Consider the following 23,090-nt stretch of genomic DNA (forward strand, 5'->3'; position numbering starts at 1 on the left):
ACAGCCGTTTCGCCTTGCAAAAGCAATGCGGTGCCAGCCGTCTTGCTGCAAATGTCGAGTCGCTCTGAAATTGAATGCAGTGTCGCAGGCCCGTGTATCCGGATCGGTTTTGTGCAAAAAGAGGCACGCAAACGTTCGGCTCAAACCAAGCGGGTCATTGTTAGCAAGTAATAGTAATCGATTACTTTATGGGAGGAAGATGTGCATACTTCAAAAGATTTAGACAGAAAATATTGTGAATCATTGGTTTTCTTGTCCCCAGTCGAGTGTCTTCCCAGCAAAATGCAACCTCATTTTTTTCATTCGCACAACGGGAGGTTCGGGTATGAAACGCATATGGAAAATGCCGAAAATGTTTATTCTTATGCTCGCGTTGACACTGGCCGTCATTGGTTGCAGCGCCAACGAAACGGAATCGCCGAATTCAAATCAGGCAGAAGGCAATACGCAAAACGACGGAAACAGCGGGGAAACGTCGGGCTCGATCGCGAACGGCGACGTCACGCTGTCGGTCGGCACCAACGACAACTATTACACGCCCAAAAGTCTGACAAGCGGTTTGCCGGTCTGGCAAGAGATCGAGAAGAAGACCGGCGTCAAGATCGATTGGGACGTCGTGCCGGCCTCGCAATACGCGCAGACAATGAAGGTGCGCGTCGCCGCAGCCCAGGATCTGCCGGACATCCTGAACGCCCCGGAGGGCGATCCGATCAAGCTCGCCGATCAGGGCATCCTGATTCCGCTGGACGAGCTGATCGAGGCGCATGCGCCGAACATCACCCGGTTTTTTGAAGACTATCCCGAGCTCAAAAGTCTGATGACCGCGCCGGACGGGCATATCTATGCGATCTCGTCGGTGACCAGCGGCGCTGCAAAGACCGACCCGTACGCGCTCATCTTGAATCGGCGCTGGCTGGATGCGCTCGGACTCGAGGAGCCGACCACTCTGGACGAATGGCATCGCGTGTTCAAGGCCTTCAAGGAGCAGGATCCCAACGGCAACGGGCAAGCCGACGAAATTCCGTTCTCGCCGCGTTATGCCACTCGCGACCTGGGTCTGTTCGGCAGCGCGCTCGGCCTGCATATGTTCTACAGCTCGGGCTATGCCCCCAATGCGCAGGGCGAGATGGAATTCCAGTGGATGAAGGACGAAGCGAAGGAACTGATCGAATGGTCGCACCAGCTCTACGAGGAAGGTCTGATCGATCCGGAATTCGCCAGCTTCAACGAGGAGCAATTCAATTCCAAGTTTTCGCGCGACATGATCGGCGCTACCAGCGGATTCCTCGCCAATACCGCCAACTTCGCGACGTTGCAAGCCGACAACGGCATTGCTTCGCCGGACTGGATGATCACGGTGCCGCCGACCGGTGAAGCCTCCGAGCCCTTCTATGAAGAATACGGTCCGCTGAGCGGCTGGTTCGGCATCACTTCCAGCGCGGACAACCCGGAAGCGGCGATCAAGTGGCTGGATTACGTCTATGCCAGCGAGGAAGGCTCGCGGTACATGGCCTTCGGCATCGAAGGGCAGAGCTACGAGATGGTGGACGGCAAGCCGCAATTCACCGAATGGACGATGAATAATCCCGACGGACTGGACTTCACTGCGGCGCTGCGCTCGCTCGGCGCATTCCCGACCGTGCCGTGGATTCGCGCTACCGAGGGCTATCTGTCCGATCAGCCTGCGGCCATCATGGCATACAAGCCCGATCTGAAGGCGCAGGCGGAGCATGTCGAATCGTATCTGATCCCGGCGACGCCGCTCGGCCTGCCTTCGGTCGAGGAGAACGAGCGTCTCACCACGCTCCAGACCGACATCAACACGTACCTGCAGGAGAATCTCGTGCAGTTCGTCATGGGCTCCAAGCCGATCGACTGGGACAAATTCCGCAGCGATCTGAACGGCCTCGGCATCGAAGAGGTCGTCGCCATCAAGCAAGCCCAGTACGACCGCTTCCAGGAAGCGCTGCAATAAGTCGTTCGCTGGTCTAATCGGGCATCGGGCCGGCGCGAGCCGGACCGATGCCCGAACGGCGCGGCCGCATGGCCGGCTCGCGCCGGGCCATTACTGCCGCTGCCAGGCCGAACGGGAGGGGGACCCGCCTATGATAAGACAAGCTGCAATCGTGCTTTCCCGTGTGCGGCGAGACTGGATTTTGCTGCTGATTGCACTGCCGCCCATTTTGTATTATGTGATCTTTCATTACATTCCAATGTATGGCATCCTGATTGCGTTCAAGGATTTCAGACCGATCGAAGGCATTCTTGGCAGCCCGTGGGCAGGCTTCAAGTATTTCGAGCAATTTTTCAACTCGATTTATTTTTGGCGGCTGATCCGCAATACGCTGCTGCTCAGCCTGTATTCGCTGCTATGGGGCTTTTCCATGCCGATCCTGTTCGCGGTGCTGCTCAGCGAGCTGCGCAATCCGTGGTTCAAAAAAACGGTGCAGACGGCCAGCTACCTGCCGCATTTTATTTCCATCGCGGTCGTTGCGGGGATGATCGTCACCTTCACGTCGCCCGTCGACGGCCTCATCAACCAGTTGCTCGGCCTGCTTGGCATCGCGCCGATTAACTTTCTCGCCGAAGCGGGCTGGTTCCGCACGATCTTCGTCTCGTCCAACATCTGGCAGAGCTTCGGCTGGGAGTCGATCATCTACATCGCCGCTATCGCCGGCATCAATCCGCATCTGTACGAGGCGGCCGAGATGGACGGCGCCCGGCGCTGGCAGAAGATTCGCCACATTACGTTGCCCGGGATCGCGCCGACGATCGTCATCCTGCTGATCCTCAATATCGGCAATCTGATGTCGGTCGGATTCGAAAAGGTGCTGCTGCTCTACAATCCGGCGACCTACGAGACGGCGGATATCATCGGCACGTTCGTGTACCGGCGCGGCATACAGAACGCCGAGTTCAGCTATGGCGCGGCGATCAGTCTGTTCAACAACGTCATCAATATTGCGCTGCTGCTCATCGCCAATTACACGAGCCGCAAGACGTCGGAGACTTCACTATGGTAAAGCGAGGTGCTGTCTAAATGCCCTACCATCGCAAAGGCTTGGGGGAACGCGTATCCGACGGCGTCATCGTGCTGACCATGTGGCTGGCGCTGGCAGTGACGCTGTATCCGTTCCTTTATATCATCAGCATGTCCATCAGCGATCCGGTCAATGTCGTCAACAAGTCGGTGTGGCTGTTGCCCAAGGGCTTGTCCGGAGAAGCGTACGTGCGCGTATTTGCCAACCCCGACCTGTGGCAGTCCTATGGCAATACCGTGTTTTACACGGTGGCCGGCACGGCGCTCAATGTGGCGCTGACGATCATGGCGGCCTACCCGCTCTCGATTCGCAATTTCATTATACGCAAGCCGATGATGATTTTTATCGTGCTGACGATGTTTTTTACCGGCGGACTCGTGCCGATGTTCATCCTCGTGCAGGAGCTGGGCATCTACAATACGCGCTGGGCCATCCTGCTGCCGACGGCGATCAGCGCCTTCAATGTCATCATTGCGCGCACGTTTTTCCAGGGCATTCCGGAAGGGCTGCACGAATCGGCCAAGCTCGACGGCGCCAATGACGCCGTCATCCTGGTGCGCATCGTGCTGCCGCTGTGCAAGCCCATATTGGCGGTATTGACGCTCTTCTATGCCGTCTCGCACTGGAACAGCTTCATGCCGGCGCTGCTCTACTTGTCCGATTCCAGCCTGCAGCCGCTGTCGCTGTATCTGATCAAGGTGTTGATTCAGAACGACACCAACATGCTCGAGGGCATGATGGAGCAATCCGCACGCTCGCTCTATGCGGTGCAGATCAAGTATGCGATCATCGTCGTAGCAGTGCTGCCGATCGTCGTCATTTATCCATTTTTGCAGAAGTATTTCGTCAAGGGCGTGCTCATCGGCTCGCTCAAGGAATAGAGCGCTGGCGCATGGTACGTCTCCGCGCTAATGGGCATATGCTGTGACATCAGCCAAGGAAAGGAATGGTGTCACATGATTCAGAGCGCGCCTGCAGGTGTGCCATACGGGTATGGCGGCTACGCGTCATATCCAGTCATGCCGGGCAATTGGCCGGGCGTGGAGATTGCGGCCGTCTTGAACGGCATCCGGCGGGAGGCCGCCGCCGCCGGGCTATACGAACGACTGGTCGAGCTGGCGCCCGACCGGGAGCAGCGCGAGGGGCTGCAGCTGGCACTGGCGTGCAAGCAGGGGCAATTGCTGCGCTTCATCGGGCTGTACCGCGGCTTAACGGGTCAGGAGCCGGTGTATGCGGTCGAGCCGATCCCGTTCGCGGATTATCGCGACGGTCTGGCCAAGGCGGGCGCGATCGGCGCAGCCGGCTACGAAGACTACCGGCTCGGCGGCTGGGGCGGCGCATACGGCTATCTCCAGCACGCGTTCCGTCAAGCGACCCTGAGCGAGCAGCAGCATATGGAGCTGCTGCGCGGCCTCGGCCAGCCGGCAATCAAGGACTACGGTCCGCAGCCGCTCGTGATCGACATCGAAGAGGTCACCGAGCGCAACGACACGTATCGGACAGCGATCTGGACAGGCGAGCATCTGCAGGTCACGGTGATGAGCATTGATCCCGGCGCTGATATCGGACTGGAGGTTCACCCGCATACGGATCAGTTCATCCGCCTTGAGGAAGGGGAGGGACTGGTCGAGATGGGCAAGACCAAGGATAACCTGACCTTCCGGCAGAAGGCCGGCGAGGACGACGCGGTCATGATCCCCGCAGGCACCTGGCACAATGTGACCAACACCGGCGACAAGCCGATGAAGGTCTACGTCATCTATGCGCCGCCCCAGCATCCGCGCGGCACGGTGCATCGCACCAAGGCCGACGCCATGGCAGCGGAGAGTTAATCCTGCAGCACCGCTTCAAGCGTGATTTTGTGTTCCGTCCCGGAGATGTCTCCTGTCCGCTCATGCTTGGCGCAGTCTTTCGACCGCGACCGGGCTGCTTTGCGGTTGTCCCTATAATCCCCGAATCGTGCTATACTAGTGCAATACGCGGCGGCGTTGTACGATGCGGCGCGCAAGCTAGGAACGAAAGGGGAACGGGCATATGCGCAAACGAAAGCTGGGCAATACCGGAATCGAGGTATCCCCGATTGCCGTCGGCTGCTGGGCCTTTGCCGGAGGCAAGCTCTGGGGCGATCAGGACGAAGCCGAATCCGCCGGGGCGGTACATGCGGCGCTCGACGCCGGCCTGCAGTTTTTTGATACGGCGGAAGGCTACGGCGACGGCCACTCGGAGGAGGTGCTCGGACGCGCGCTGCTCGGCAGACGGGAGCAGGCGGTCATCGCGACCAAGGTAAGCCCGGGCCATCTGGCCAAGGCCGAGGTGATCGCAGCGTGCGAGCGCAGTCTGCGAAGGCTGCAGACCGATTACATCGATCTGTACCAGGTGCATTGGCCGAATCGCGAGGTACCGCTGTCCGAGACGCTGGAAGCGCTCACGCTGCTGGAGCAGCAAGGCAAGATTCGCGCTGCGGGCGTATGTAATTTCGGCGCCGTCGATCTGGGCGAGGCGCTGCAGCATCGCGCCCTGGCGAGCAATCAGATCATATACAGCCTGCTCTGGCGTGCGGTTGAGTACGAGGTCCAGCCGCTCTGCGAGCAAGAGGGAGTCGGCCTGCTCTGCTACAGCCCGCTTGCACAGGGCTTGCTCGGCGGCAAGTATACCGCCATCGACCAGTTTCCCGAGGAGCGGATGCGGACCAAGCATTTCGCCTCCTCGCGCGCGGCGGCGCCGCATCATGAGCCGGGGCTGGAGGCAGAGACATTCGCCGCGGTTCGCGCGATTGCGCAGCTGTGCGAGGAGATCGGCCAGCCGATGAACAAGGTCGCGCTGGCCTGGCTGCTGCATCAGCCCGGCGTGGCGTCCGTGCTGGGCGGCGTGCGCAATCGCGAGCAAGCCTTGTCCAACGCGGCGGCGGCATCGCTGGAGCTGAGCCCGGACTTCCTGCGGCGGCTCGACGCGATTACCGCCGAGGTCAAGCAGGGGCTGGGGCCGGATCTCGATTTCACCGGCTACCGGGTTCGCTGAGCGGCGGCAGAGGGGAGCGGACGAGCGTGGCGGCACGCGCGAGCGCGCCTTCGAGGAGCGGGAGGTGGCGTTCGTCGGCGATCCTGCTGGCGCGCCGCTATCGCGGCGGGCGCGTTTTTCGCCGCGGTCTGGCTTTTCTGGCAGATTATTTGACCGAGACGCATCCAGAAGTGCGCGAGATGCGGTTTGCCGCCTTGGCGAATAATGCCTATTTGTGCCGCAGATATGGCAAGTTTGCCCGAGAGCGGGGAAGACGGGACGGGACCATCGGTCCTGATATTGGGAATGGAGGCGGATGGCATGGTCGGGAGAGTCCGGCGGCCGCTCAGGTCCAGTTCTGGCCCGGCGCCGGCCCGTCGCGGCTGCAGCGCCTCTGGGCCAAGCTGGCTGCGCTGCCCGGCGCGACCCGGACCGTCTATGAGGGACGCGTGCTGTACACGCTCCCGCTTGACGAGTTGGAGATGCTTGGCGCGCGGTATGCGGGCTTTTTAATTCAAGTTTACATACATTCTGTATGTATGTTAAAGTGAAATTATCTTAAATCACAAGGAGGGTTCTTCACTGTATGAAAATTAACAGTTATTATCCCGTTATCATGACTGACGAGGTGTCCTTGACCGCGGAATTTTACAAAACGTATTTCGCTTTTGAAACGGTATTCGAGTCGGAATGGTATATTAGTCTCCGCATGGCGAGCGAATCGTTTGAATACGAGCTGGCCGTGCTGGACGCTTTCCATGCGACGGTGCCGGAGGGCTTCCGCGCCGGTACGCAGGGTCTAATCCTGAATTTTGAGGTCGAGGACGTGGACGTCGTATATGCGCGGCTCATCGAAGCGGCCGGACTTCCGCTGCGGCAGGAGATGCGTAATGAAGCGTTTGGCCAGCGCCACTTTCTCACCTCCGATCCGAGCGGCGTGCTGATCGATGTGATTCAGATCATACCGCCTACAGAGGAATTCTCCGAACACTACAACGAGCAAATATGGGAAGCCGGCGCGGAGTAAGCACGTTAACGCATCCGTCTTGACAAGCACGCGTCGATTCTGACAAAGTGATAGGACGATGAGGTTAGAATGGAGCGAAGATGCGGCTATGAGAAGAAATCAAGCGGACACCTATGAGACGGTTAAGCGTCTGCTGCGCGTGGCCAGGAGGCATTTCGCGGCACACGGATATACAGCGGCGGCACTTGAATCCATTGCGGCCGAGGCCGACTTGACGCGGGGAGCATTGTATCATCATTTCCGCAGCAAGAAAGGGCTGTTCGCGGCCGTGATGGATCAAGTTCAGCAAGAAGTAGCCGACAGTGTGGAGCGGGAGGCGAAGCGTGGGAGCGAAGCGTGGGAACAACTGCGGCTAGGCTGTGCGGCATTCATCAGAGCAGCCGTGGCGCCGAACAATCGGCGGATCATGCTGATCGACGGACCGGCTGTGCTCGGCTGGGCGGCCTGGCGCGAACTGGACGAGCGGCATGCGATGCGACATCTCGGCGAGCACCTGCAGACGATGCGGGAGCTGGGAGAGCTGCCTGAGGTGCAGCTAGCGCCGATGACGCATTTTTTGTCGGGTGCGCTCAACGAGATGACGCTGTGGAATGCCGAGCACGCGGAACGGCCGGAAGCGATGGAGGAGACGATGCAGATGCTCGGACTGTTCCTGGAGGGCTTTCGCATGCGAATGAAGGCCGGACGCGACGGGAAGGAATAGATCGCTTCCGAAATATCGTGCACAGAAAGAGCCGAGTCTGGTCCGGTATTGCATGACGTGTCCCGAGAGCAGGTTACCGGAGTGGCTCCTAACCGCTCAAGTGTCCAACGGACAATGGCTCGTACGCACCGTATCGCCGTCGCAGAACCCGCCCTGAATCTGAATGTGCTCATACGGCAGGCTCGGATTGGAGATGCGCCACAGCATCCGGTCGACGCCGCGGGCGCCGCTGTCGCGGACGAGCAGCTCGGGGCGGGTCAGACCGGGGAGCAGCCGGCTCGGCGCATGCTCGAGTCCGATCAGCGCATAGTCTGCGGGGATCGTGCGCCCCAGCGAGCGGCAGGCGTAGTAGACGGCGCCCAGATCGTGCTCGATCCCGACGAGCAAGGCCGTCGGGGCTTCTCGTACAAGCACGGCAGCCAATGCTTCGACATAGGCTTCGCCGGTATGCGAGCTGACCGTCATATGGTGCTCCGGCTGCGCCTCCAGGCCGGCGTCGCGCATCGCCTCGCAGAAGGCGTGCCAGCGCACGCGGAAGCCGCGATGATGCGTAATGTCTCCGATATAAAGGATCCGGCGATGTCCGCGCTCGACCAGGTAGCGCACCGACTGATGCACGGCCGTCGCCACATCCCAGACGACGCTGTCGACGAAGGTCGCCGGCGGCGGATAGTTCAACAGGATGACGGGCTGCCGCAGGGCGAGCAGCCGGGCTTCGCTCGCGGCTTCGAGCAGCGGCGGGATGAAGAGGCCGTCGTGGTACGGCAAGCCGGCCCGCTCGACCCAGTCCTTGCCGTCCGCGACGCTATCCGCCTCGTGTGGCTCCGGCTCCATGACGGTCTCGAGCGCATGACCGAATTCGCCTAGCCGGGACTGTATGCCGTCCAGCAGCTGGCGATGGATATTCCCGAAATGCCGGCGCGGCATGACGAAGGCGAAGCGCCGCGGCTGCGCGCTGTAGATCGGGATGCGCTCCGCGCGCAGCGCCCGCTCCTGCTCCTTGGTCCGGTAGCCGAGCCGGGCCGCCGCGGCCGCGACGGTCGCACGGGTGCGCTCGGACATGCCGGGCAGGCCCCGCAGCGCCTTGGATACGGTATGCGGACTCAGCCCAAGCTCTGCCGCGAGGGTGCGCAGCGTGATTTCCTTGCGATTGGCCATACCTCTTGCTCCTCCGATCTGCGCTGGACTGCCTCCAGTATACCTCACCTGCGCCACAATCGCCCAAAAACGAAACCAAAACGAAACTAAAATGAAACGATTGCACGCTCTATAATGAAAATAGAGCAAGTAAAATGTGAAGCGCAAGTGCGCAGCGTAATGGTCAAAACAAGGAAGAGTTGCAGCAGATCTGCAATGGAAAGGGGCAATCACAATGCGCAATCAAGCGGAGTCGAAAGGGTCGATCAAGCAGCCGCAACGGGACATTCCCGTCTACGCCGAGGTCGATGTGATGGTGGCGGGAGGGGGACCAGCCGGGATCGGCGCGGCGCTGGCGGCTGCTCGAAACGGGGCTTCCGTGCTGCTCGTGGAGCAGCACGGCTATCTCGGGGGGATGGCGACGGTGTCGCAGGTGCCGGCCTTCTGTCCGTATACCGATCAGGAGAAGCCGGTCATTCGCGGCATCGGCTTCGAAATTCTCGAGGACATGAAGCGCCGGATGGAAGAAGAATTCCAGCAGACGTGGAAGGATCGCTACGACTGGGTGCCGATCGATTCGGAGGTGCTCAAGCGCCTGCTTGACGAGAAGATGGCGGACGCAGGCGTACGCGTGCTCTATCATACCTTCGTCGGCGATGTGGTCCACGAGGCGGGCACGGTCCAGGCGGCAATCCTGCACAACAAATCGGGGACGCAAGCCGTCAAGGCCAAACTGTACGTCGACGCGACGAGCGATGCGGACATCACCTGGCATGCCGGGGGCCAGTTCGCCAAAGGCGGCGAAGAGGGCGAGCTGCAACCGGGGACGATGTGCTTCGTGCTGCATAATCTGGACCGCAGCCGCTTCCTAGCTCAGGCCGAGACGTCGGGCCGCGATCTGAAGCATGCGATTCACAAGGCCAAGGCGGCAGGCGAGCTCAAGGTCGCCCGCGAGTGGGCGGGCATATCGTGGCTGAACGCGCATACGGCGGGCTTCAACTTCGGCCATGTGTTCGGCATCGACGGCTCCGATGCCGACGATCTGAGCCGCGGCGCGATCGAGGGCCGCGCGCTCGTGCATCATATCGTGCAATGGCTGAAAGGCGCGGTGCCGGGCTTCGAGCAGGCCTGCCTCGGGCAGACGGGCGAGCAGGTCGGCATCCGTGAGACGCGCCGCATCGTCGGCGATTACGTCGTGACGGCGGACGATTTCCTCGACTGCCGCAGCTTCCCCGACGACATCGCTCGCAATGCGTACTTCATCGACATCCATATGGCCAAGCCGACCAGCGGCATGACGATGGTGCACTTGCCGGCGGGGCAGTCGCACGGCATCCCGTATCGCGCTATGCTGCCGGTCGGGATCGACAATGTGATCGTCGCCGGACGGGCGATCTCGACCGACCGTGCCACGCAGGGCTCGACGCGCGTCATGCCCAATTGCTTCGCGATGGGCGAGGCGGCCGGCACGGCGGCTGCGCTGCTCGCCCAGTCGGGGCGGACCGCGAGCCGCAGGGTGGATATGGAGGCGCTGCAGCGCCAGCTGATGCGTCAAGGCGCCTGGATCGGCGAAGAGGCGCAGGCGCGCCTGAAACAGACAGCGCCCTAGCTCGCAATATAGCGAGCGCTTGGCAAGTGCAAGAGAAATACAGAGCCAGTGCAGGACCCGCGCAGAGCCAGTGCAAGATCAAGACAAGTACAAGATCAAGACAAGCGCATGATTTAAAATGTGAAAGACCCGGTTTGCTTCATTCGGCTAACCGGGTCTTTGCGACGCGTCGCGCAGCCGCTATTCCTTGACCGCCCCGAGCACGATGCCCTTGACGAAGAAGCGCTGCAGGAACGGGTACACGAGCAGGATCGGCAGCATGGCGATGAAGATCTGCGCCGACTTGACGCTGCGGTTGGAGAGCAGGTCCAGGTCCTCCGGATTGATCCCGGTCTTGCTGAAGTCCTGCACGACGACGATCGTCTGCAGCAGCGTCGCCATCGGCCACTTGGTGTTGTCGAGCATGTACAGCATCCCGTCGAACCAGCTGTTCCAGTGGAACACGAGCGTGAAGAGCGACAGTGTCGCGATGGCCGGCATCGAGATCGGCAGATACACCCGCGACAGGATGGTGAAGGACGAGGCGCCGTCCATGATCGCCGCTTCGTCCAGGTCTTTGGGCAGCGCCCGGAAGAAGTTCATCATCAGGATCATGTTCCACACATTGACCAGATGCGGAATGACCAGCACCCAGAACGAGTCGATCAGGCCGACGTTGCGGATCAGCACGTACGTCGGCACGAGGCCGGCGTCGAAGATCATGATGACCAGGAAGAACCAGACATAGAATGTGCGGGAACGGAACTCCTGCGGCGAACGCGACAGCGAGAACGCGGCCAGCACGGTGACGGCCATGCCGAGCACGGTGCCGGCGGCGGCGCGCATGACCGACATCTGCAGCGACGAGAGAAAGTTGCGGTTACTGAACGTCTCGGCGTAGCTCTCGAACGTAAAGTCCATCGGCCAGAACGTGACCAGATTGGAGTCGGCCGCCGACTTGCCGCTCAGCGAGACCGCGAATACATGAATCAGCGGCAGGATGCACAAGATGGAAATCAGAATCAAAAAGGTGACGTTGAAGCCGTAAAAGGTTTTGTAGCTTGGATTTTTATGATACATGACGTCCTCCTTGAACGTGAGCGGGCATCAGAAAATGCGGTAGTTGGCCCAGCGGTACGCGATGTAGTAGCCGCCGCCGATCAGAATGAAGCCAACGAGCGATTTGAACACGCCGACTGCCGTCGCGAGCGAATATTGACCTTCCTGGAAGGCCCGATACACATAGGTGTCGATGATATCGCCCTGCGAGAGCACGAGCGGGTTGATCAGGTTGTAGATCTGATCGAAGTTGGCGTTGAGCATGTTGCCCAGCGAGAGCGTGAAGACGACGATCATGATCGGAAGCAGGGACGGCAGCGTCACGTAGATCGTCTGCTTCATCCGCCCGGCGCCGTCGATCTCGGCCGCTTCGTAGAGCGCCGGATTGATGCCGGACAGCGCGGCGAGGAAGACAATGGCCGAGAAGCCGAATTCCTTCCACAGATCGCTCACGACGACCGTGAAGCGGAACCAGCCGCCGTCGCCGAGGAACATCACCTGCGGCAGACCGACCCAGCCGATGAACTGGTTGACGATGCCTTCCAGCGACAGCAGATCGAGCAGGATGCCGCCGAGGATGACCCACGACATGAAGTGGGGCAAGTATACCAGCGTCTGCACCGAGCGCTTGACCCCCATATGGCGGATCTCGTTGAGCAGCAGGGCGAACACGACCGGCACCGCCAATCCGAATACGATCTTGAGCGCCGAGATGAGCAGCGTATTGACGATGACCTGGCGCGCGTCGCTGAGCGTGAAGATGAGCTCATAGTTGGCCCAGCCGACCCACGACGAGCCGTCGATGCCGAGCCAGGGCTTGAAGTCCTGGAAGGCCATGATAATGCCAGGCATCGGCGCGTACTTGAAAATCAGCGCGATGATGACCGCGGGCAGCAGCATCACATGCAGCCGCCATGTATGACGGATCGAGAACGTCCGTCTGCGCTTCGTTTTTTGTGCCGTCGCTTTTTCGCTTGGCACGGCAATCTCGTTCATAAATCCGTTCCTCCCAGTTGATTATGACTGTGTTCTCATTGTAAAATTGCCGCTGCAGGGTGTATAGGCAGCAGATTTTAAGATCACCTGTCATTTTGTTAAGGGGGCATGGCCGATGAGCCGACACCGTCCAATATTAATCCGCATGATCGGTGTGATGCTGATCGTCGTCGTACCGGCAGTCCTGCTGTACACGTACTTCAGCCGCGTCAGCATCGACACGATCGATGCCCAGATTACCGCGAGCAATGAGAACCGGCTCGGCTTCCTGCGCAGCCAGATCGTCTCCAACGTCGACCGGCTGGCGATGGCCTCGAGCGTGCTGTCGCGCGATTCGTCGGTGCTCAATTTGCAGATCAGCATTCTCACCGGCGATTATTACGGGACGCGCACGTACCAGACGCAGCTCAAGGAGAAGCTCAGCCTGCAGAGCCTGTCCAGTCCGTGGAGCAACGAGCTGTCCGTGTCGCTGCCGGAGATCGAGCGCCGCATCTCCACGCTGCCGACCGATCCGTTCAACGCCCTGGAGCTGGATGCCGCGGACAACGGCGTATGGCGGCTGCTGACGGATGGGAGCGGCCGGGGACGCTATTACCAGATGTTCATGTGGGACCCGTTCGGCTCCAAGCGCGACACGCCGCAGGTCAACGCCGTCTACGAGGTCCGCTTCGGCCTTGAGAATATTCGCAAGATGCTCCGCGAATTCCGCCAGGAGGGAGACGGTCAGACCTTCCTGCTCGCCAGCGGCGGCGCGGCCTTCGGCGGCGTCGAGGGGCAGGACGAGCAGGCACGCGCGCTGGGCGCCGAGCTGCTCCAGGGAGAACTCGGCGATTCGGGACATCGCAGCCTGCACGTCGAGGGTCAGCAGGCCTATCTCAGCCATCTGTATGTCCCGTCGCTGGACGCGTATCTGATCGATTACGTGCCGCTCAGCGTCATTCACGCGCCGATTGTCGAGAGCCGCAACCTGTTCTACCTCGGCCTGCTCGCCGTGCTGCTGCTCGGAATGGCGGCCACGTACCTGCTGTATCTGCATGTGCAGAAGCCGATCTCGGCCATCGTGCAGGGATTGAAGCAATTCGAGATCGGCGATTATACGTACCGGATTCATCAGCGTTTTCACAACGAATTCGATTACATGATGCGGCGCTTCAACGACATGGGCAATCAGATCGAGCATCTGATTCGCAATGTGTACGAGGAGCAGAACCGCTCCCGCCTGGCGACGCTCAAGCAGCTGCAGTCGCAGATTCACCCCCATTTTTTATACAATTGCTTCTCGTTCATCGCCGCCTGCGCCAAAGGCGGCTACACCGATACGATTCGCCAAATGGCGTTTCACCTCGGGGACTACTACCGGTACACGACCCGCGTCGAGAATCAGACGCCGCCGCTGCGCGAGGAGGCCGAGCTGGTGCGTCATTATCTGGCGATCTACAAGCTGCGCCTGGAGCGGCTCGCCTACGAGGTCGAGCTGCCCGAGGAGATGCTGGAGGAGCCGATGCCGCGGCTCATCCTGCAGCCCGTCGTGGAGAATGCGATCGAGCACGGCGTCGAGCCGCTGCCCGGCAGCGGCCGGGTGCGGGTGAGCGGCAGCATCGAGGGGCCGTGGCGCATGGTCACGGTCGAGGATAGCGGCAGCGGGATGAGCGAGGCGGAGATCGAGGCCTACATGCAGCGGCTGGAGCTGCCGATGGACGAGACGATCGGCTGCGGGCTGTGGAATGTGAACGAGCGGCTGCGGCAGCGCTTCGGCGCGGGAGCGGGCATCAGTCTGACCGCCTCGCAGCGGCTGAGCGGACTGGCGGTCACACTGCGCTGGCGCATAGTGGATACGGAACAGGAAGGGAAGGATACCCATGATTGAGCTATTGCTGGTCGATGACGAGCCGATGCTGCTGCAGAGCATGATCGACAACGATTGGGACGCGATTGGCATCGGCGCCGTCCGTCAGGCCTCCTCGGGCCAGGAAGCGGCGGAGGTGCTCAAAACCCATCGCATCGATATCGTCGTCACCGACATCCGCATGCCGGGCATGTCGGGCCTCGAGCTGAGCGCGCATATCCGCGACCATTACCCGCACATCCGCGTCGTGCTGCTGTCGGGCTACGGCGAATTCGCTTATGCGCGCGAAGCGATCGCCTACGGCATCGTCAGCTATCTGCTGAAGCCGATTCAGGACGAGCAATTGCTCGCGGAGGTGGGCCGGGTCGCGGCAGGCATCCTGAAGGAGCGCCGGCATGCGGGAGACGCGGCGCGCGCCGCGCTCGCGCTGCGCACCCATCTGCCGGAGCTGCGGGCGCGGCTGCTCGGCGAGCTGCTCGACGGCACGGCGCCCGCAGCCGAGCTGGAGGCGCGGCTGCAGGAATATGAGCTGGCCTTCCGGCCCGGCGCGGCCTGCGCGCTCGTGCTGCTGCGGCTGGAGCAGGCCTTCCGCGAGGACAAGCCGCAGGACGAGGCGCTGTTCGGCTATGCGGTGCGCAATATGGCCGCCGAGCTGCTCGGCTCGGCCTACGCGGTGTGGCCGGGCGGCGGCGAGGGCGGCTATCTCCCCTTGCTGCTGCTGTCGCCGGGGGAGACGCCGCCCCCGCTGCTGGACCTGCTCGCCGAGCTGCAGCGCCAGGTGGAGACGCTGCTCAAGGGGCGGGTATCCGCCCTCGTCCAGCCGCAGACGCAATTCCCGGGCGAGCTGCCGAGCCATTATCGCGAGCTGCGCAACGAGCTGCGCAAAATTCCGCGCAGTGCGCGCGGCTTCGTCCTGGAGGGCGGGCAGCCGCGCGTCCTGGCCCAGCCGCTCCACGCGCTGTACGCCCCGCCGACGCTGCAGCATCTGCTGGAGGGCGGGCGGTGGCAGGATGCACAGACGCGGCTGGAGGAGCTGCTGGCCGCGCTGGCGAGCAGCGAGGCCGAGACGGAGGAGTACCTGCACGAGGTGTACCATGCGCTGCGGGGGGCGCTCGTATACGCGGCGCATCTGCAGGGCAAGACGCTGCAAGAGCTGGCGGGCTGGCAGGCCGAGCTCGGCGAGGACAGTCCGGTGCTGCGCCGCCCCGAGCTGATGGCGGAGTGGACGGCGGCCGTGTTGCGTCAGGCCGAGGCCTCGGCGGGCGGCGAGACGGCCGATCCGCGCCGCGAATTGATCGCCAAGATCCACCGCTTCATCGAGCGCAATATCAGCGGCGACGTCTCGCTGCAATCGATCGCCGACCACGTCGAGCTGCACCCGGTGTACCTGTCCTCGCTCTACAAGCAGGAGACGGAGGAGAACATCAGCGATTACATCATGCGCTATCGCATGGAGAAGGCGGCGATGCTGCTGCGCAGCACGAATACGCGCATTTATGAGCTGGCGGGCATGCTCGGCTTCGTCAATCCGCCGTACTTCAGCAAGCTGTTCAAGGCGTATTACAAGGCGACGCCGCAGGAGTATCGCGACCGCTTCGACGAACGGTGAGCGGCGGCTAGGCGGCAACCGGCAATCTTAACAAATTGCTACCCGATCTTAACAGTTTCACTCTACCCCGCTTCCTGGCCTGTGTATTACCATGAAGGTGCTTACAAAAATTCAGAGGGTACACAGGGAGGTTCACGCATGTACAGGAGACACAAGCTATCGCTCATGCTGCTGATCGCCGCATTGCTGGTCGGACTGCTGAGCGCGTGCTCGCAAAATGATAACGGAGGGAACAACCAGCCCGGGCAAAACGCGGGCGGCGACAACGGCGCGTCTGAAAATGCGGGGAATGCGGGCGCGAACAACGCCGCGGCGGACGAGGAAAAAGCGGCCGCGATCCGTGCCGGGGAATACAAGTTCGAGGAACCGGTCACGATCACGACGGTCAAGGCGACCGACAACACGATTGAATTCAAGAACGGCGAGACGGTCGAAAACAACGTGCACACGCAATGGGCGCGCGACGAACTCGGCATCGATATCGAGTACCTGTGGCAGGTGCCCGGCGATCAATTCGCGACAAAAATTCGGCTGATGCTGACCTCCGGCGAGCAGCTGCCGGACATTCTGGAAACCGAGGACATGACGCTGCTCAACGAAATGATCGAGTCCGGGTACTACCGTGACATTACCGAGGATTTCGAAATGTACGCCTCCGACTGGTACCAGGAGGTCATGGGCTCGGACCCGCTGATGTGGAGCCAGATGATGTACGACGGCAAAAAAATGGGCTTGCCGGGCTTTGCCAACGCCGGCAATGACAACGCCGTCATGTGGATTCGTCAGGATCTGCTCGACGAGCTGGACATGGAAGCGCCGACGACCTTTGAGGAACTGGAAGCGCTCATGCAAGCGATGAAGGACGAGCAGCCGGGCAGCGTGGACAATCTGATCCCGCTCGGCCTCAGCCTCGGCGCAGGCGGCGGCTCCAATCCGAATCCGTTCGCCGGCTGGCTCGGCGAAAGCACCTGGGTGTTCGGGCCAAGCGGCACGATCCCGGCGCAATGGCTGCTGGATGAAGAGACGGACACGCTCGTGCACGGCTCGACCAAGCCGGAGATGAAGGCCGGGCTGGAGCGCATCAAGAGCTGGTACGACAAGGGTTTCATCTCCAAGGAAGCCGGACTGCATGACGAGAACAAGCTTGCCGAGCTCACCGGCCAAGGCCGGATCGGCATACTGGTGGCGCCTTACTGGCTGATGAACTGGCCGGTGCCGGATCTGCAAAAGAACGTGCCGGGCGCTACGATGAACCCGTTCCCGGTCCCGACGCTGGACGGCGTGGCGGCGGCGCGCGATACGAAATTCCTGCGCGGCGGCATGCTCGTGCGCAAGGACTTCGAGCATGCGGATGCGCTCTTCCTGTATCTGAATCGTCTCGTCAGCGGCCGCGATGCGGGCGGCGAATTCGAGAACGGCTTCGCCGAGGATTACGACTACACCGTGCTGGACGACGGCACGATCTCGACGGAAGAGGACGCCATTCCGGGCGGGAAGGTCAGCATCATGAAGTACTTCCTCTACAACCCGACGGCGCCGTTCGATCTGATGCAGATGATGGATAAAATCGCTTCGGGCGCCGAGCCGGAGACGGCTGCGGAGGTGCGCATGACGCGGACCAACCCGAATCAGCTCAGAGCCGGACAGATCGTCAACGAAGGATGGGAGCAAGGCGTCTATATCCCGACCCAGTTCACCGGTGCGAATACGCCGGCGCTGCAATCCAAGGGCGGCATTCTCGCCAAGCTCGAGGGCGAGACGTTCACCAGCATGATCTACGGCAAGAAGCCGATCTCCGACTTCGACTCCTTCGTCGAAGAGTGGAAAAAGATCGGCGGCCAGCAAGTGACCGACGAAGTGAACGCGTGGTACGCCAAGAAGTAAGCAGATGATGAGCCAAGAAGTAAGCAAACGGCATGCCAGGAAGGAGCCAGCCTTGCATCATGGTGCAAGGCTGGACCGCGACCAGTTCGGGCGCTCCAAGGAATCGGAAGCGCCCGAAGGCGTCGGACTGCTTCAAGCAATCGGGACTGCTGAAAAGGAGCGAGTTTTTCCAAAAATGAAGACCGGTGAAATGAACCGGATTGCTGCAAAAGTTGGGCTCTTAAAGTCAGTCTGAAGTCGGTCCGACTAGCTAATGGTTTGAGACCATGAGACCAAGGGGGAAGCAGTCGACGAAGGCATTCCTCCATGCAGACGAAGAAGGCGTTCCCCGTGCAGACGAAGAAAGCGTTCCCTGTGCAGAGGAAAGGGGACGCAGGCGATGCATCCGTTCGATTTTTACGCTGCCAGGAAATGATAACGCTACCAAAATGGAAAAAGGAGGGGGAGGATGAAGAGAAAAGGAAGAACGGTCTCGCCGGGCACAGCCTCGCAGAGTAAAACGCCGAAGCCTGAAAAGTCGCAGCGCAACACGCAGCAGAATAAGACACAACTGCGGAACACGACGGATCATAAAGCCTCCGTGCGCAAATCGCGCTCGCTCATGCTCGTCGCTGTTGCGGCCGTGGCCATTGTATTGGGCGTGCTGCTCAGCGGCTGGCTGGCCAGCCGCGGCAGCGAGGCATCGAGCGAGAGAGCGAGGACTACCGCGGACAAGACAGCCGGAGAGACGGCAAACGAGACAGCAAGCGACGCAGCGGGTGAGACAGTGGCTGTGGAAGCGGTGGGCAGCGTGAACGGAATGCCGATCACACAGGACGAGTATGCCTACGCCGTCGCTCAAAATCGCGCCGCTATCCTGACGCGTTATCCGTCGCAGGAGCAGTCGGGCGTCCTGGATGCCGACTACTGGCACACGCCTGCCGGACCGTCGGACATGACCCCGGCAGCGGCGCTGCGGGAGGCGGCCGTGCAGTCTGCGGTCAGGCTCAAGATCCAGCTCGGCCTGGCCAGCCAATACGGTCTGCTGCAGACCCCGACGCTGGCCGAGCTGGAGCGCTTGCTGGAGCAGGAGAATGCGCGCCGCGCAGCAGCGCTAGACAAAGGTAAGCCGATCTATGGTCCGACGAAGCTGGAGCTCGAGCATTTCGTCCCGTATCTCGTCAGCCGGCAACGGACGCAGTTGATCGACCTTGTACCGGAGGGCGAGCTTGCGCCGTACGAGCGCGAGCAAGAGCAACAAGAGCAACAAGAGCAACAAGAACAACACGAAGGTCAAGCGCAACCCGAAGGACAAGCACAACAAAATGCGCAGTCTGCCGGTCAGACGGTGATCGCAGGGACCGAGCCGGAGGTGCCGTTCGTCGAGGCGGTCTATCGCTATCGCGATTCGGAGGCTGCGGCGGGGACGGCCGAACAGCGCGAGGCGGCGCTCAAGGCGGCCGAGCGGGTGTATGAACAACTCGGCGAGGGAGGTGATTGGCATGCATTGACCGCGTCCCGGGGCGCAGCAGGCCATGAAGCGGGGCCGGACGTGGCGGCGCGAACCTTGGACGAATTGACTGCGCGGCAATGGTTCAAGTCGCGACCTGAGCTGTACGCTTACCTGAACGGTCCTCGTGCGGAGGGCGATATCGGCGGCGTATTCGACGAGCCGGCGCTGGGGCAATACACGGTAGTGATGATCACCGGCCCGCCGCGCCAGCGCGCTCAGGTCCCGGCCGCAGCGGATCCGCAGGCTCGCCAAGCCCGCGCCTACGACGCGTATGTGGACGCGCTCGTCGGCGAAGCGAAGGTGCAGATGGATGAAGAAGCGCTTGAGCGGCTTCTTCCGTAAGCGCTTACGAAATTTGCAACGATGCGACAATCGAGGTTCACTGCAACGTAACTACGTATATTCGAGAGGAGATCGATTATGATTCGTAAGGGTGCTGTAACGAAGAGGGCCGCGAGGCCAGTCGCGCTGCTGCTTGTTTTTGTCCTGGCGGCGGCTGCCTTTTTGCTGCCTGCGCCGCTGGCGCCTTTGCCGGTCGCCGAGGCGGCAGGCACGACGTACTATGTCGACGATACTGGCGGCGACGATGCCAATGCGGGGACCTCGGCCGGCGCTGCGTGGCAGACGCTCGCCAAGGTCAACAGCGTCGTCTTCCAACCGGGCGACGCGATCCTGTTCAAGGCGGGCGGCGTCTGGAGCGGTGCGCTGACGCCGCAGGGCTCGGGCTCGGAGGGCAGTCCGATCACCATCGATAGGTACGGCGATGGCGACAAGCCGCTGCTCGCCGGCGGCGGCGTACCCGCGACGATTCATTTCTACAATCAGGAGCAGTGGGAAGTGCGCAATCTCGAGATTACGAACGACGCGTCCACGCCCGGCCAGCGCCGCGGCATTCACGTCGACGGCACGAGCGGCGGCTTCTCCAATCCGACCGTCTACGAGCACTTCGTCTTCGAGGACCTGGAGATCCACGATGTGCGCGGCGACGTCTCCAGCGACTACGCGCACAACGGCGGCATCATCGTCTGGGGCGAGAGCTGGGATTATCATGTCAGCGATGTCACGATCCGCAACAATACGATCTACTCGCTCGACAGCGTCGGCGTCTACCTCAACGGCGCGCAGCGCACGTATTCGACGGGGCTCAAGGTGCAGAACAACGTGATCTACGACATCGCCGCAGACGGCGCCTTCATTCTCAATACGACGGACGGCCTCATCGAGCACAATGTCGTCTACGACACGCATGTTCGCGCCTCCGGCTACCATGTCCCGCTGTGGGTGTGGGGCTCCAAGGACGCCGTCATTCAGTACAATGAAGTGTACAACACCGGTCCGGGCGGCGATGCGATGGCCTATGACTCGGACTACAACAGCGACGGCACGATCATCCAGTACAACTACAGCCACAACAACGCCGGCGGCATGTCGCTGGCGGTGAGCGACGGCACGAACGCGTCCAATTACAATACGAACACGGTCATCCGCTACAACATCAGCCAGAACGACGGCGGCGCGGTGTTCAACTTCAGCGGCAATCCGGACAACACGACGATCTACAACAATACAGTGTATCTGCCGAGTACCTCGAACACCAAGGTAGTGGATTATCTCAACTGGGGCGGCTATGCCTCGGATACGTACTATTATAATAATCTGATCGTCAACCTCGGCAGCGGCGGCTACAGCTTCGGGGGCAGCACGAACAACGTCTTCGAGAACAATCTGTTCTACGGCAATCATCCGGCGAGCGAGCCGTCGGATCCGTACAAGATCACGGCCGATCCGCAGCTGGCCTCGCCGGGCTCGGGCGGACTGGGACGCGACACGCTGATCGGCTACCAGCTGCTGGACACGTCGCCGGCGATCGGCGCGGGTCAGGTCATCGCAGGCAACGGCGGTCTCGACTACTATGGCAATGCGGTCTCGGCGACTGCAGCGCCGAACATCGGCGCTTATGAGGGACCGGGCCTGGATCCGGACAATCTGCCGGAGCTGCCGGAGCCGCCGAGCCAGGACAATCTGCTGGCCAATCCGGGCTTCGAGAGCGGCGACTTCAGCGGCTGGACGCTGCATTACAACGGGGCAACGGTGGACGGCGCGCTGCCGCATACCGGCGACTACGCGGCCAAGCTGACGGGCAACTACGCCGGCGCTGAGCAGACGGTGACCGGCCTGTACCCCAATACGATCTACAAGCTGTACGGCTACGGCCGCGGCGTCGGCGGCGGGGCGGTGCTAGGGGTGAAGAACCACGGTGCCGCCGAGCAATCGGCCTATGTCGGCAATGCGTCCGCCTACGGCCGCAAGGAGCTGACCTTCACGACCGGCTCAGGCGCGACGAGCGCGACGATCTTCCTGTACAAGGCGGGGGGCGGCGGCGACGTCTACTTCGACGATCTGGAGCTGATCCAGTTCAGCGCGGCGCCGGGCGGCCCGAGCGGGCCGGTCTATACCGTCGGGGGCGACGACGAATTCAACAGCGCGACGCTCGATGACCAGTGGAACTGGGTGCGCGAGAACAGCGCCAACTGGTCGCTGACGGATGAGCCGGGGGCGATGCGGATCGTGAGCGAGTCCGGGGACATCGTCGACGGCGGCGCGACGGCGCGCAACATTCTGCTGACCGGCGCGCCCGAGGGCGACTGGACGATCGAGACCAAGATGGATGGCAAGCCGACCGGGCAATGGTCGCAGGGCGGGCTGATCGTGTACGAGAGCGACCAGACCTACTTCCGCATGACGCGGCTGTACGGCTCGGGCAATCAGTTCCAATTCACCAAGCAGGTCGACGCGGTGCGGACGCACGTAGAGACGCCGGACACGATCGCCTCGAGCGTATCGTACATGCGGATCGTCAAGGAAGGCGATACGTACAGCGGTTACTACTCGGCGGACGGCGACACCTACACGCAGGTGTGGACCGCCCAGACGGCCGAGCTGGACGATCCCAAGATCGGCCTGATCGTCTGCGCCGGCACGACGCTGACGGCGGACTTCGATTACTTCCGCGTGATGCAGGAGGAAGAGCCGGTCGGCGAGTGGAATCTGATCGACGACGAGCTCGACGATTACGACGCCGGCTGGACGACCGCCGGTTCCAATGGCAGCGCGACGCAGCAGGACGGCTATGTCTCGATTACGGACAGCGTCTACAATTATTTCTTCTTGACGAAGCGGGACTTCTCCGCCCCGGCCGCGCCGTTCACCTTCGAGGTGCGGGCGCGGGCGACGGCGGCGGGCTCGACCAATGAGATTGCCGTACGCAGCGGCGACTACAATATCGGGCTGTTCCTGCCGCATGGCACATCCGGCGCGGCGCAGGATCGCGAGAGCAGCCCTCAGCACGCGTACACGCTGGACACGACGGCGTATCACATCTACCGCGTGGTCGTGCAGGACGATTATACCTACGATCTGTATGTCGACGGCAGCCCGGCCTGGAGCGGGGCGACGAGCAACGGCTCGGGCAGCGCGATCTTCAAGCTCGGCGGCAGCGCCAATGCCGGCGTCACCTCCGGCCTGGACGTCGACTACATCCGCATGGCCAGCGGCGCGCTCGCGCCTTGATGCCGATACCGGTGTCGTCGCTGATCTGGACTCCAGTACGTGCGCATGTCCAATGACGCGCTTGCTCGGTGATCAGTCATGATAGGCACCGCACGCCCATTTCGGCGTGCGGTGTTTCGGGTGCAGGACGAGCCTCCGATC

The 23,090-nt window shown here is 61.6% G+C and carries 18 protein-coding genes; 15 read left to right on the forward strand and 3 right to left on the reverse strand.

From position 1 onward, the window contains the following. Nucleotides 1-325: 325 nt before the first annotated feature. From IDH44_RS17410 to IDH44_RS17445, 8 genes are all read left to right on the forward strand, one after another. Nucleotides 326-1,975: an extracellular solute-binding protein gene (locus IDH44_RS17410; RefSeq protein ID WP_190919871.1), complete on the forward strand. Its 1,650-nt coding sequence runs from the start codon at nucleotides 326-328 to the stop codon at nucleotides 1,973-1,975. Between the two features lie 130 nt (nucleotides 1,976-2,105). Beyond that, nucleotides 2,106-3,023 carry an ABC transporter permease gene (locus tag IDH44_RS17415; RefSeq protein ID WP_190919873.1) on the forward strand — a complete coding sequence of 306 codons (918 nt, stop codon included), beginning with the start codon at nucleotides 2,106-2,108 and terminating at the stop codon, nucleotides 3,021-3,023. Nucleotides 3,024-3,040: 17 nt separating this feature from the next. After that, nucleotides 3,041-3,922, forward strand: a complete 882-nt coding sequence (locus IDH44_RS17420; RefSeq protein WP_190919875.1) for a carbohydrate ABC transporter permease — start codon at nucleotides 3,041-3,043, stop codon at nucleotides 3,920-3,922. A 75-nt stretch (nucleotides 3,923-3,997) separates the two neighbouring features. Then, nucleotides 3,998-4,873, forward strand: a complete 876-nt coding sequence (locus IDH44_RS17425) for a cupin domain-containing protein (protein WP_223869781.1) — start codon at nucleotides 3,998-4,000, stop codon at nucleotides 4,871-4,873. 202 nt (nucleotides 4,874-5,075) lie between these two features. Further along, complete coding sequence (locus IDH44_RS17430) at nucleotides 5,076-6,059, forward strand: aldo/keto reductase (protein ID WP_190919877.1); 984 nt, start codon at nucleotides 5,076-5,078, stop codon at nucleotides 6,057-6,059. 26 nt (nucleotides 6,060-6,085) lie between these two features. Then, on the forward strand, nucleotides 6,086-6,589 hold the full coding sequence (locus IDH44_RS17435) for a hypothetical protein (protein ID WP_190919879.1): 504 nt from the start codon (nucleotides 6,086-6,088) through the stop codon (nucleotides 6,587-6,589). A gap of 35 nt (nucleotides 6,590-6,624) precedes the next feature. After that, complete coding sequence (locus IDH44_RS17440) at nucleotides 6,625-7,065, forward strand: VOC family protein (protein WP_190919881.1); 441 nt, start codon at nucleotides 6,625-6,627, stop codon at nucleotides 7,063-7,065. 88 nt (nucleotides 7,066-7,153) lie between these two features. Continuing rightward, the gene (locus tag IDH44_RS17445) at nucleotides 7,154-7,768 is read left to right on the forward strand and encodes a TetR/AcrR family transcriptional regulator (protein ID WP_190919883.1); all 615 of its coding nucleotides are present in this window, start codon (nucleotides 7,154-7,156) and stop codon (nucleotides 7,766-7,768) included. A 96-nt stretch (nucleotides 7,769-7,864) separates the two neighbouring features. On the opposite strand, the gene IDH44_RS17450 is transcribed toward IDH44_RS17445, so the two are convergent. Then, nucleotides 7,865-8,926, reverse strand: coding sequence for a LacI family DNA-binding transcriptional regulator (locus IDH44_RS17450; protein ID WP_190919885.1), 1,062 nt, complete (start codon nucleotides 8,924-8,926; stop codon nucleotides 7,865-7,867). 214 nt (nucleotides 8,927-9,140) lie between these two features. Between IDH44_RS17450 and IDH44_RS17455 the strand changes: the two genes are divergently transcribed. Continuing rightward, complete coding sequence (locus IDH44_RS17455) at nucleotides 9,141-10,514, forward strand: FAD-dependent oxidoreductase (RefSeq protein ID WP_190919887.1); 1,374 nt, start codon at nucleotides 9,141-9,143, stop codon at nucleotides 10,512-10,514. 180 nt (nucleotides 10,515-10,694) lie between these two features. Here the strand turns inward: IDH44_RS17455 and IDH44_RS17460 are convergent, their stop codons facing one another. Continuing rightward, the gene (locus tag IDH44_RS17460; protein WP_190919889.1) at nucleotides 10,695-11,573 is read right to left on the reverse strand and encodes a carbohydrate ABC transporter permease; all 879 of its coding nucleotides are present in this window, start codon (nucleotides 11,571-11,573) and stop codon (nucleotides 10,695-10,697) included. 27 nt (nucleotides 11,574-11,600) lie between these two features. Continuing rightward, on the reverse strand, nucleotides 11,601-12,452 hold the full coding sequence (locus tag IDH44_RS17465; protein WP_223869787.1) for an ABC transporter permease: 852 nt from the start codon (nucleotides 12,450-12,452) through the stop codon (nucleotides 11,601-11,603). A 211-nt stretch (nucleotides 12,453-12,663) separates the two neighbouring features. Here IDH44_RS17465 and IDH44_RS17470 point away from each other — a divergent pair, with 211 nt between their 5' ends. The 6 genes from IDH44_RS17470 to IDH44_RS17495 all read left to right on the forward strand — a co-directional run bounded on the left by IDH44_RS17470 (nucleotide 12,664) and on the right by IDH44_RS17495 (nucleotide 22,949). After that, nucleotides 12,664-14,415 carry a sensor histidine kinase gene (locus tag IDH44_RS17470; RefSeq protein WP_190919893.1) on the forward strand — a complete coding sequence of 584 codons (1,752 nt, stop codon included), beginning with the start codon at nucleotides 12,664-12,666 and terminating at the stop codon, nucleotides 14,413-14,415. Beyond that, nucleotides 14,408-16,003, forward strand: coding sequence for a response regulator (locus tag IDH44_RS17475; protein ID WP_190919894.1), 1,596 nt, complete (start codon nucleotides 14,408-14,410; stop codon nucleotides 16,001-16,003). Before IDH44_RS17470 ends, IDH44_RS17475 begins: the two co-directional genes overlap by 8 nt. A 138-nt stretch (nucleotides 16,004-16,141) precedes the next feature. Then, on the forward strand, nucleotides 16,142-17,887 hold the full coding sequence (locus tag IDH44_RS17480; RefSeq protein ID WP_190919896.1) for a type 2 periplasmic-binding domain-containing protein: 1,746 nt from the start codon (nucleotides 16,142-16,144) through the stop codon (nucleotides 17,885-17,887). A 4-nt stretch (nucleotides 17,888-17,891) separates the two neighbouring features. Beyond that, entirely contained in the window at nucleotides 17,892-18,122 is a 231-nt protein-coding gene (locus IDH44_RS17485) for a hypothetical protein (protein ID WP_190919898.1), read from the forward strand. Between the two features lie 213 nt (nucleotides 18,123-18,335). Further along, entirely contained in the window at nucleotides 18,336-19,721 is a 1,386-nt protein-coding gene (locus IDH44_RS17490) for a hypothetical protein (protein WP_190919900.1), read from the forward strand. Between the two features lie 78 nt (nucleotides 19,722-19,799). After that, nucleotides 19,800-22,949 (forward strand): beta-xylosidase family glycoside hydrolase, encoded by a 3,150-nt coding sequence (locus IDH44_RS17495; RefSeq protein WP_190919902.1) that lies wholly within the window; start codon nucleotides 19,800-19,802, stop codon nucleotides 22,947-22,949. The last annotated feature ends 141 nt before the right edge of the window (nucleotides 22,950-23,090 follow it).

It is taken from the genome of Paenibacillus sabuli (assembly GCF_014705605.1).
GTDB lineage: Bacteria > Bacillota > Bacilli > Paenibacillales > Paenibacillaceae > Paenibacillus_D > Paenibacillus_D sabuli.

Excerpts from the sequence above, each read along its gene's own strand:
- IDH44_RS17490 (WP_190919900.1), top strand. The coding sequence starts at position 18,336 with ATGAAGAGAAAAGGAAGAACGGTCTCGCCGGGCACAGCCTCGCAGAGT.
- IDH44_RS17495 (WP_190919902.1), top strand. The coding sequence starts at position 19,800 with ATGATTCGTAAGGGTGCTGTAACGAAGAGGGCCGCGAGGCCAGTCGCG.
- IDH44_RS17480 (WP_190919896.1), top strand. The coding sequence starts at position 16,142 with ATGTACAGGAGACACAAGCTATCGCTCATGCTGCTGATCGCCGCATTG.
- IDH44_RS17465 (WP_223869787.1), bottom strand. The coding sequence starts at position 12,452 with ATGCTGCTGCCCGCGGTCATCATCGCGCTGATTTTCAAGTACGCGCCG.
- IDH44_RS17470 (WP_190919893.1), top strand. The coding sequence starts at position 12,664 with ATGAGCCGACACCGTCCAATATTAATCCGCATGATCGGTGTGATGCTG.
- IDH44_RS17485 (WP_190919898.1), top strand. The coding sequence starts at position 17,892 with ATGATGAGCCAAGAAGTAAGCAAACGGCATGCCAGGAAGGAGCCAGCC.
- IDH44_RS17445 (WP_190919883.1), top strand. The coding sequence starts at position 7,154 with ATGAGAAGAAATCAAGCGGACACCTATGAGACGGTTAAGCGTCTGCTG.
- IDH44_RS17415 (WP_190919873.1), top strand. The coding sequence starts at position 2,106 with ATGATAAGACAAGCTGCAATCGTGCTTTCCCGTGTGCGGCGAGACTGG.
- IDH44_RS17455 (WP_190919887.1), top strand. The coding sequence starts at position 9,141 with ATGCGCAATCAAGCGGAGTCGAAAGGGTCGATCAAGCAGCCGCAACGG.
- IDH44_RS17460 (WP_190919889.1), bottom strand. The coding sequence starts at position 11,573 with ATGTATCATAAAAATCCAAGCTACAAAACCTTTTACGGCTTCAACGTC.
- IDH44_RS17440 (WP_190919881.1), top strand. The coding sequence starts at position 6,625 with ATGAAAATTAACAGTTATTATCCCGTTATCATGACTGACGAGGTGTCC.
- IDH44_RS17410 (WP_190919871.1), top strand. The coding sequence starts at position 326 with ATGAAACGCATATGGAAAATGCCGAAAATGTTTATTCTTATGCTCGCG.
- IDH44_RS17420 (WP_190919875.1), top strand. The coding sequence starts at position 3,041 with ATGCCCTACCATCGCAAAGGCTTGGGGGAACGCGTATCCGACGGCGTC.
- IDH44_RS17425 (WP_223869781.1), top strand. The coding sequence starts at position 3,998 with ATGATTCAGAGCGCGCCTGCAGGTGTGCCATACGGGTATGGCGGCTAC.
- IDH44_RS17475 (WP_190919894.1), top strand. The coding sequence starts at position 14,408 with ATGATTGAGCTATTGCTGGTCGATGACGAGCCGATGCTGCTGCAGAGC.
- IDH44_RS17430 (WP_190919877.1), top strand. The coding sequence starts at position 5,076 with ATGCGCAAACGAAAGCTGGGCAATACCGGAATCGAGGTATCCCCGATT.
- IDH44_RS17450 (WP_190919885.1), bottom strand. The coding sequence starts at position 8,926 with ATGGCCAATCGCAAGGAAATCACGCTGCGCACCCTCGCGGCAGAGCTT.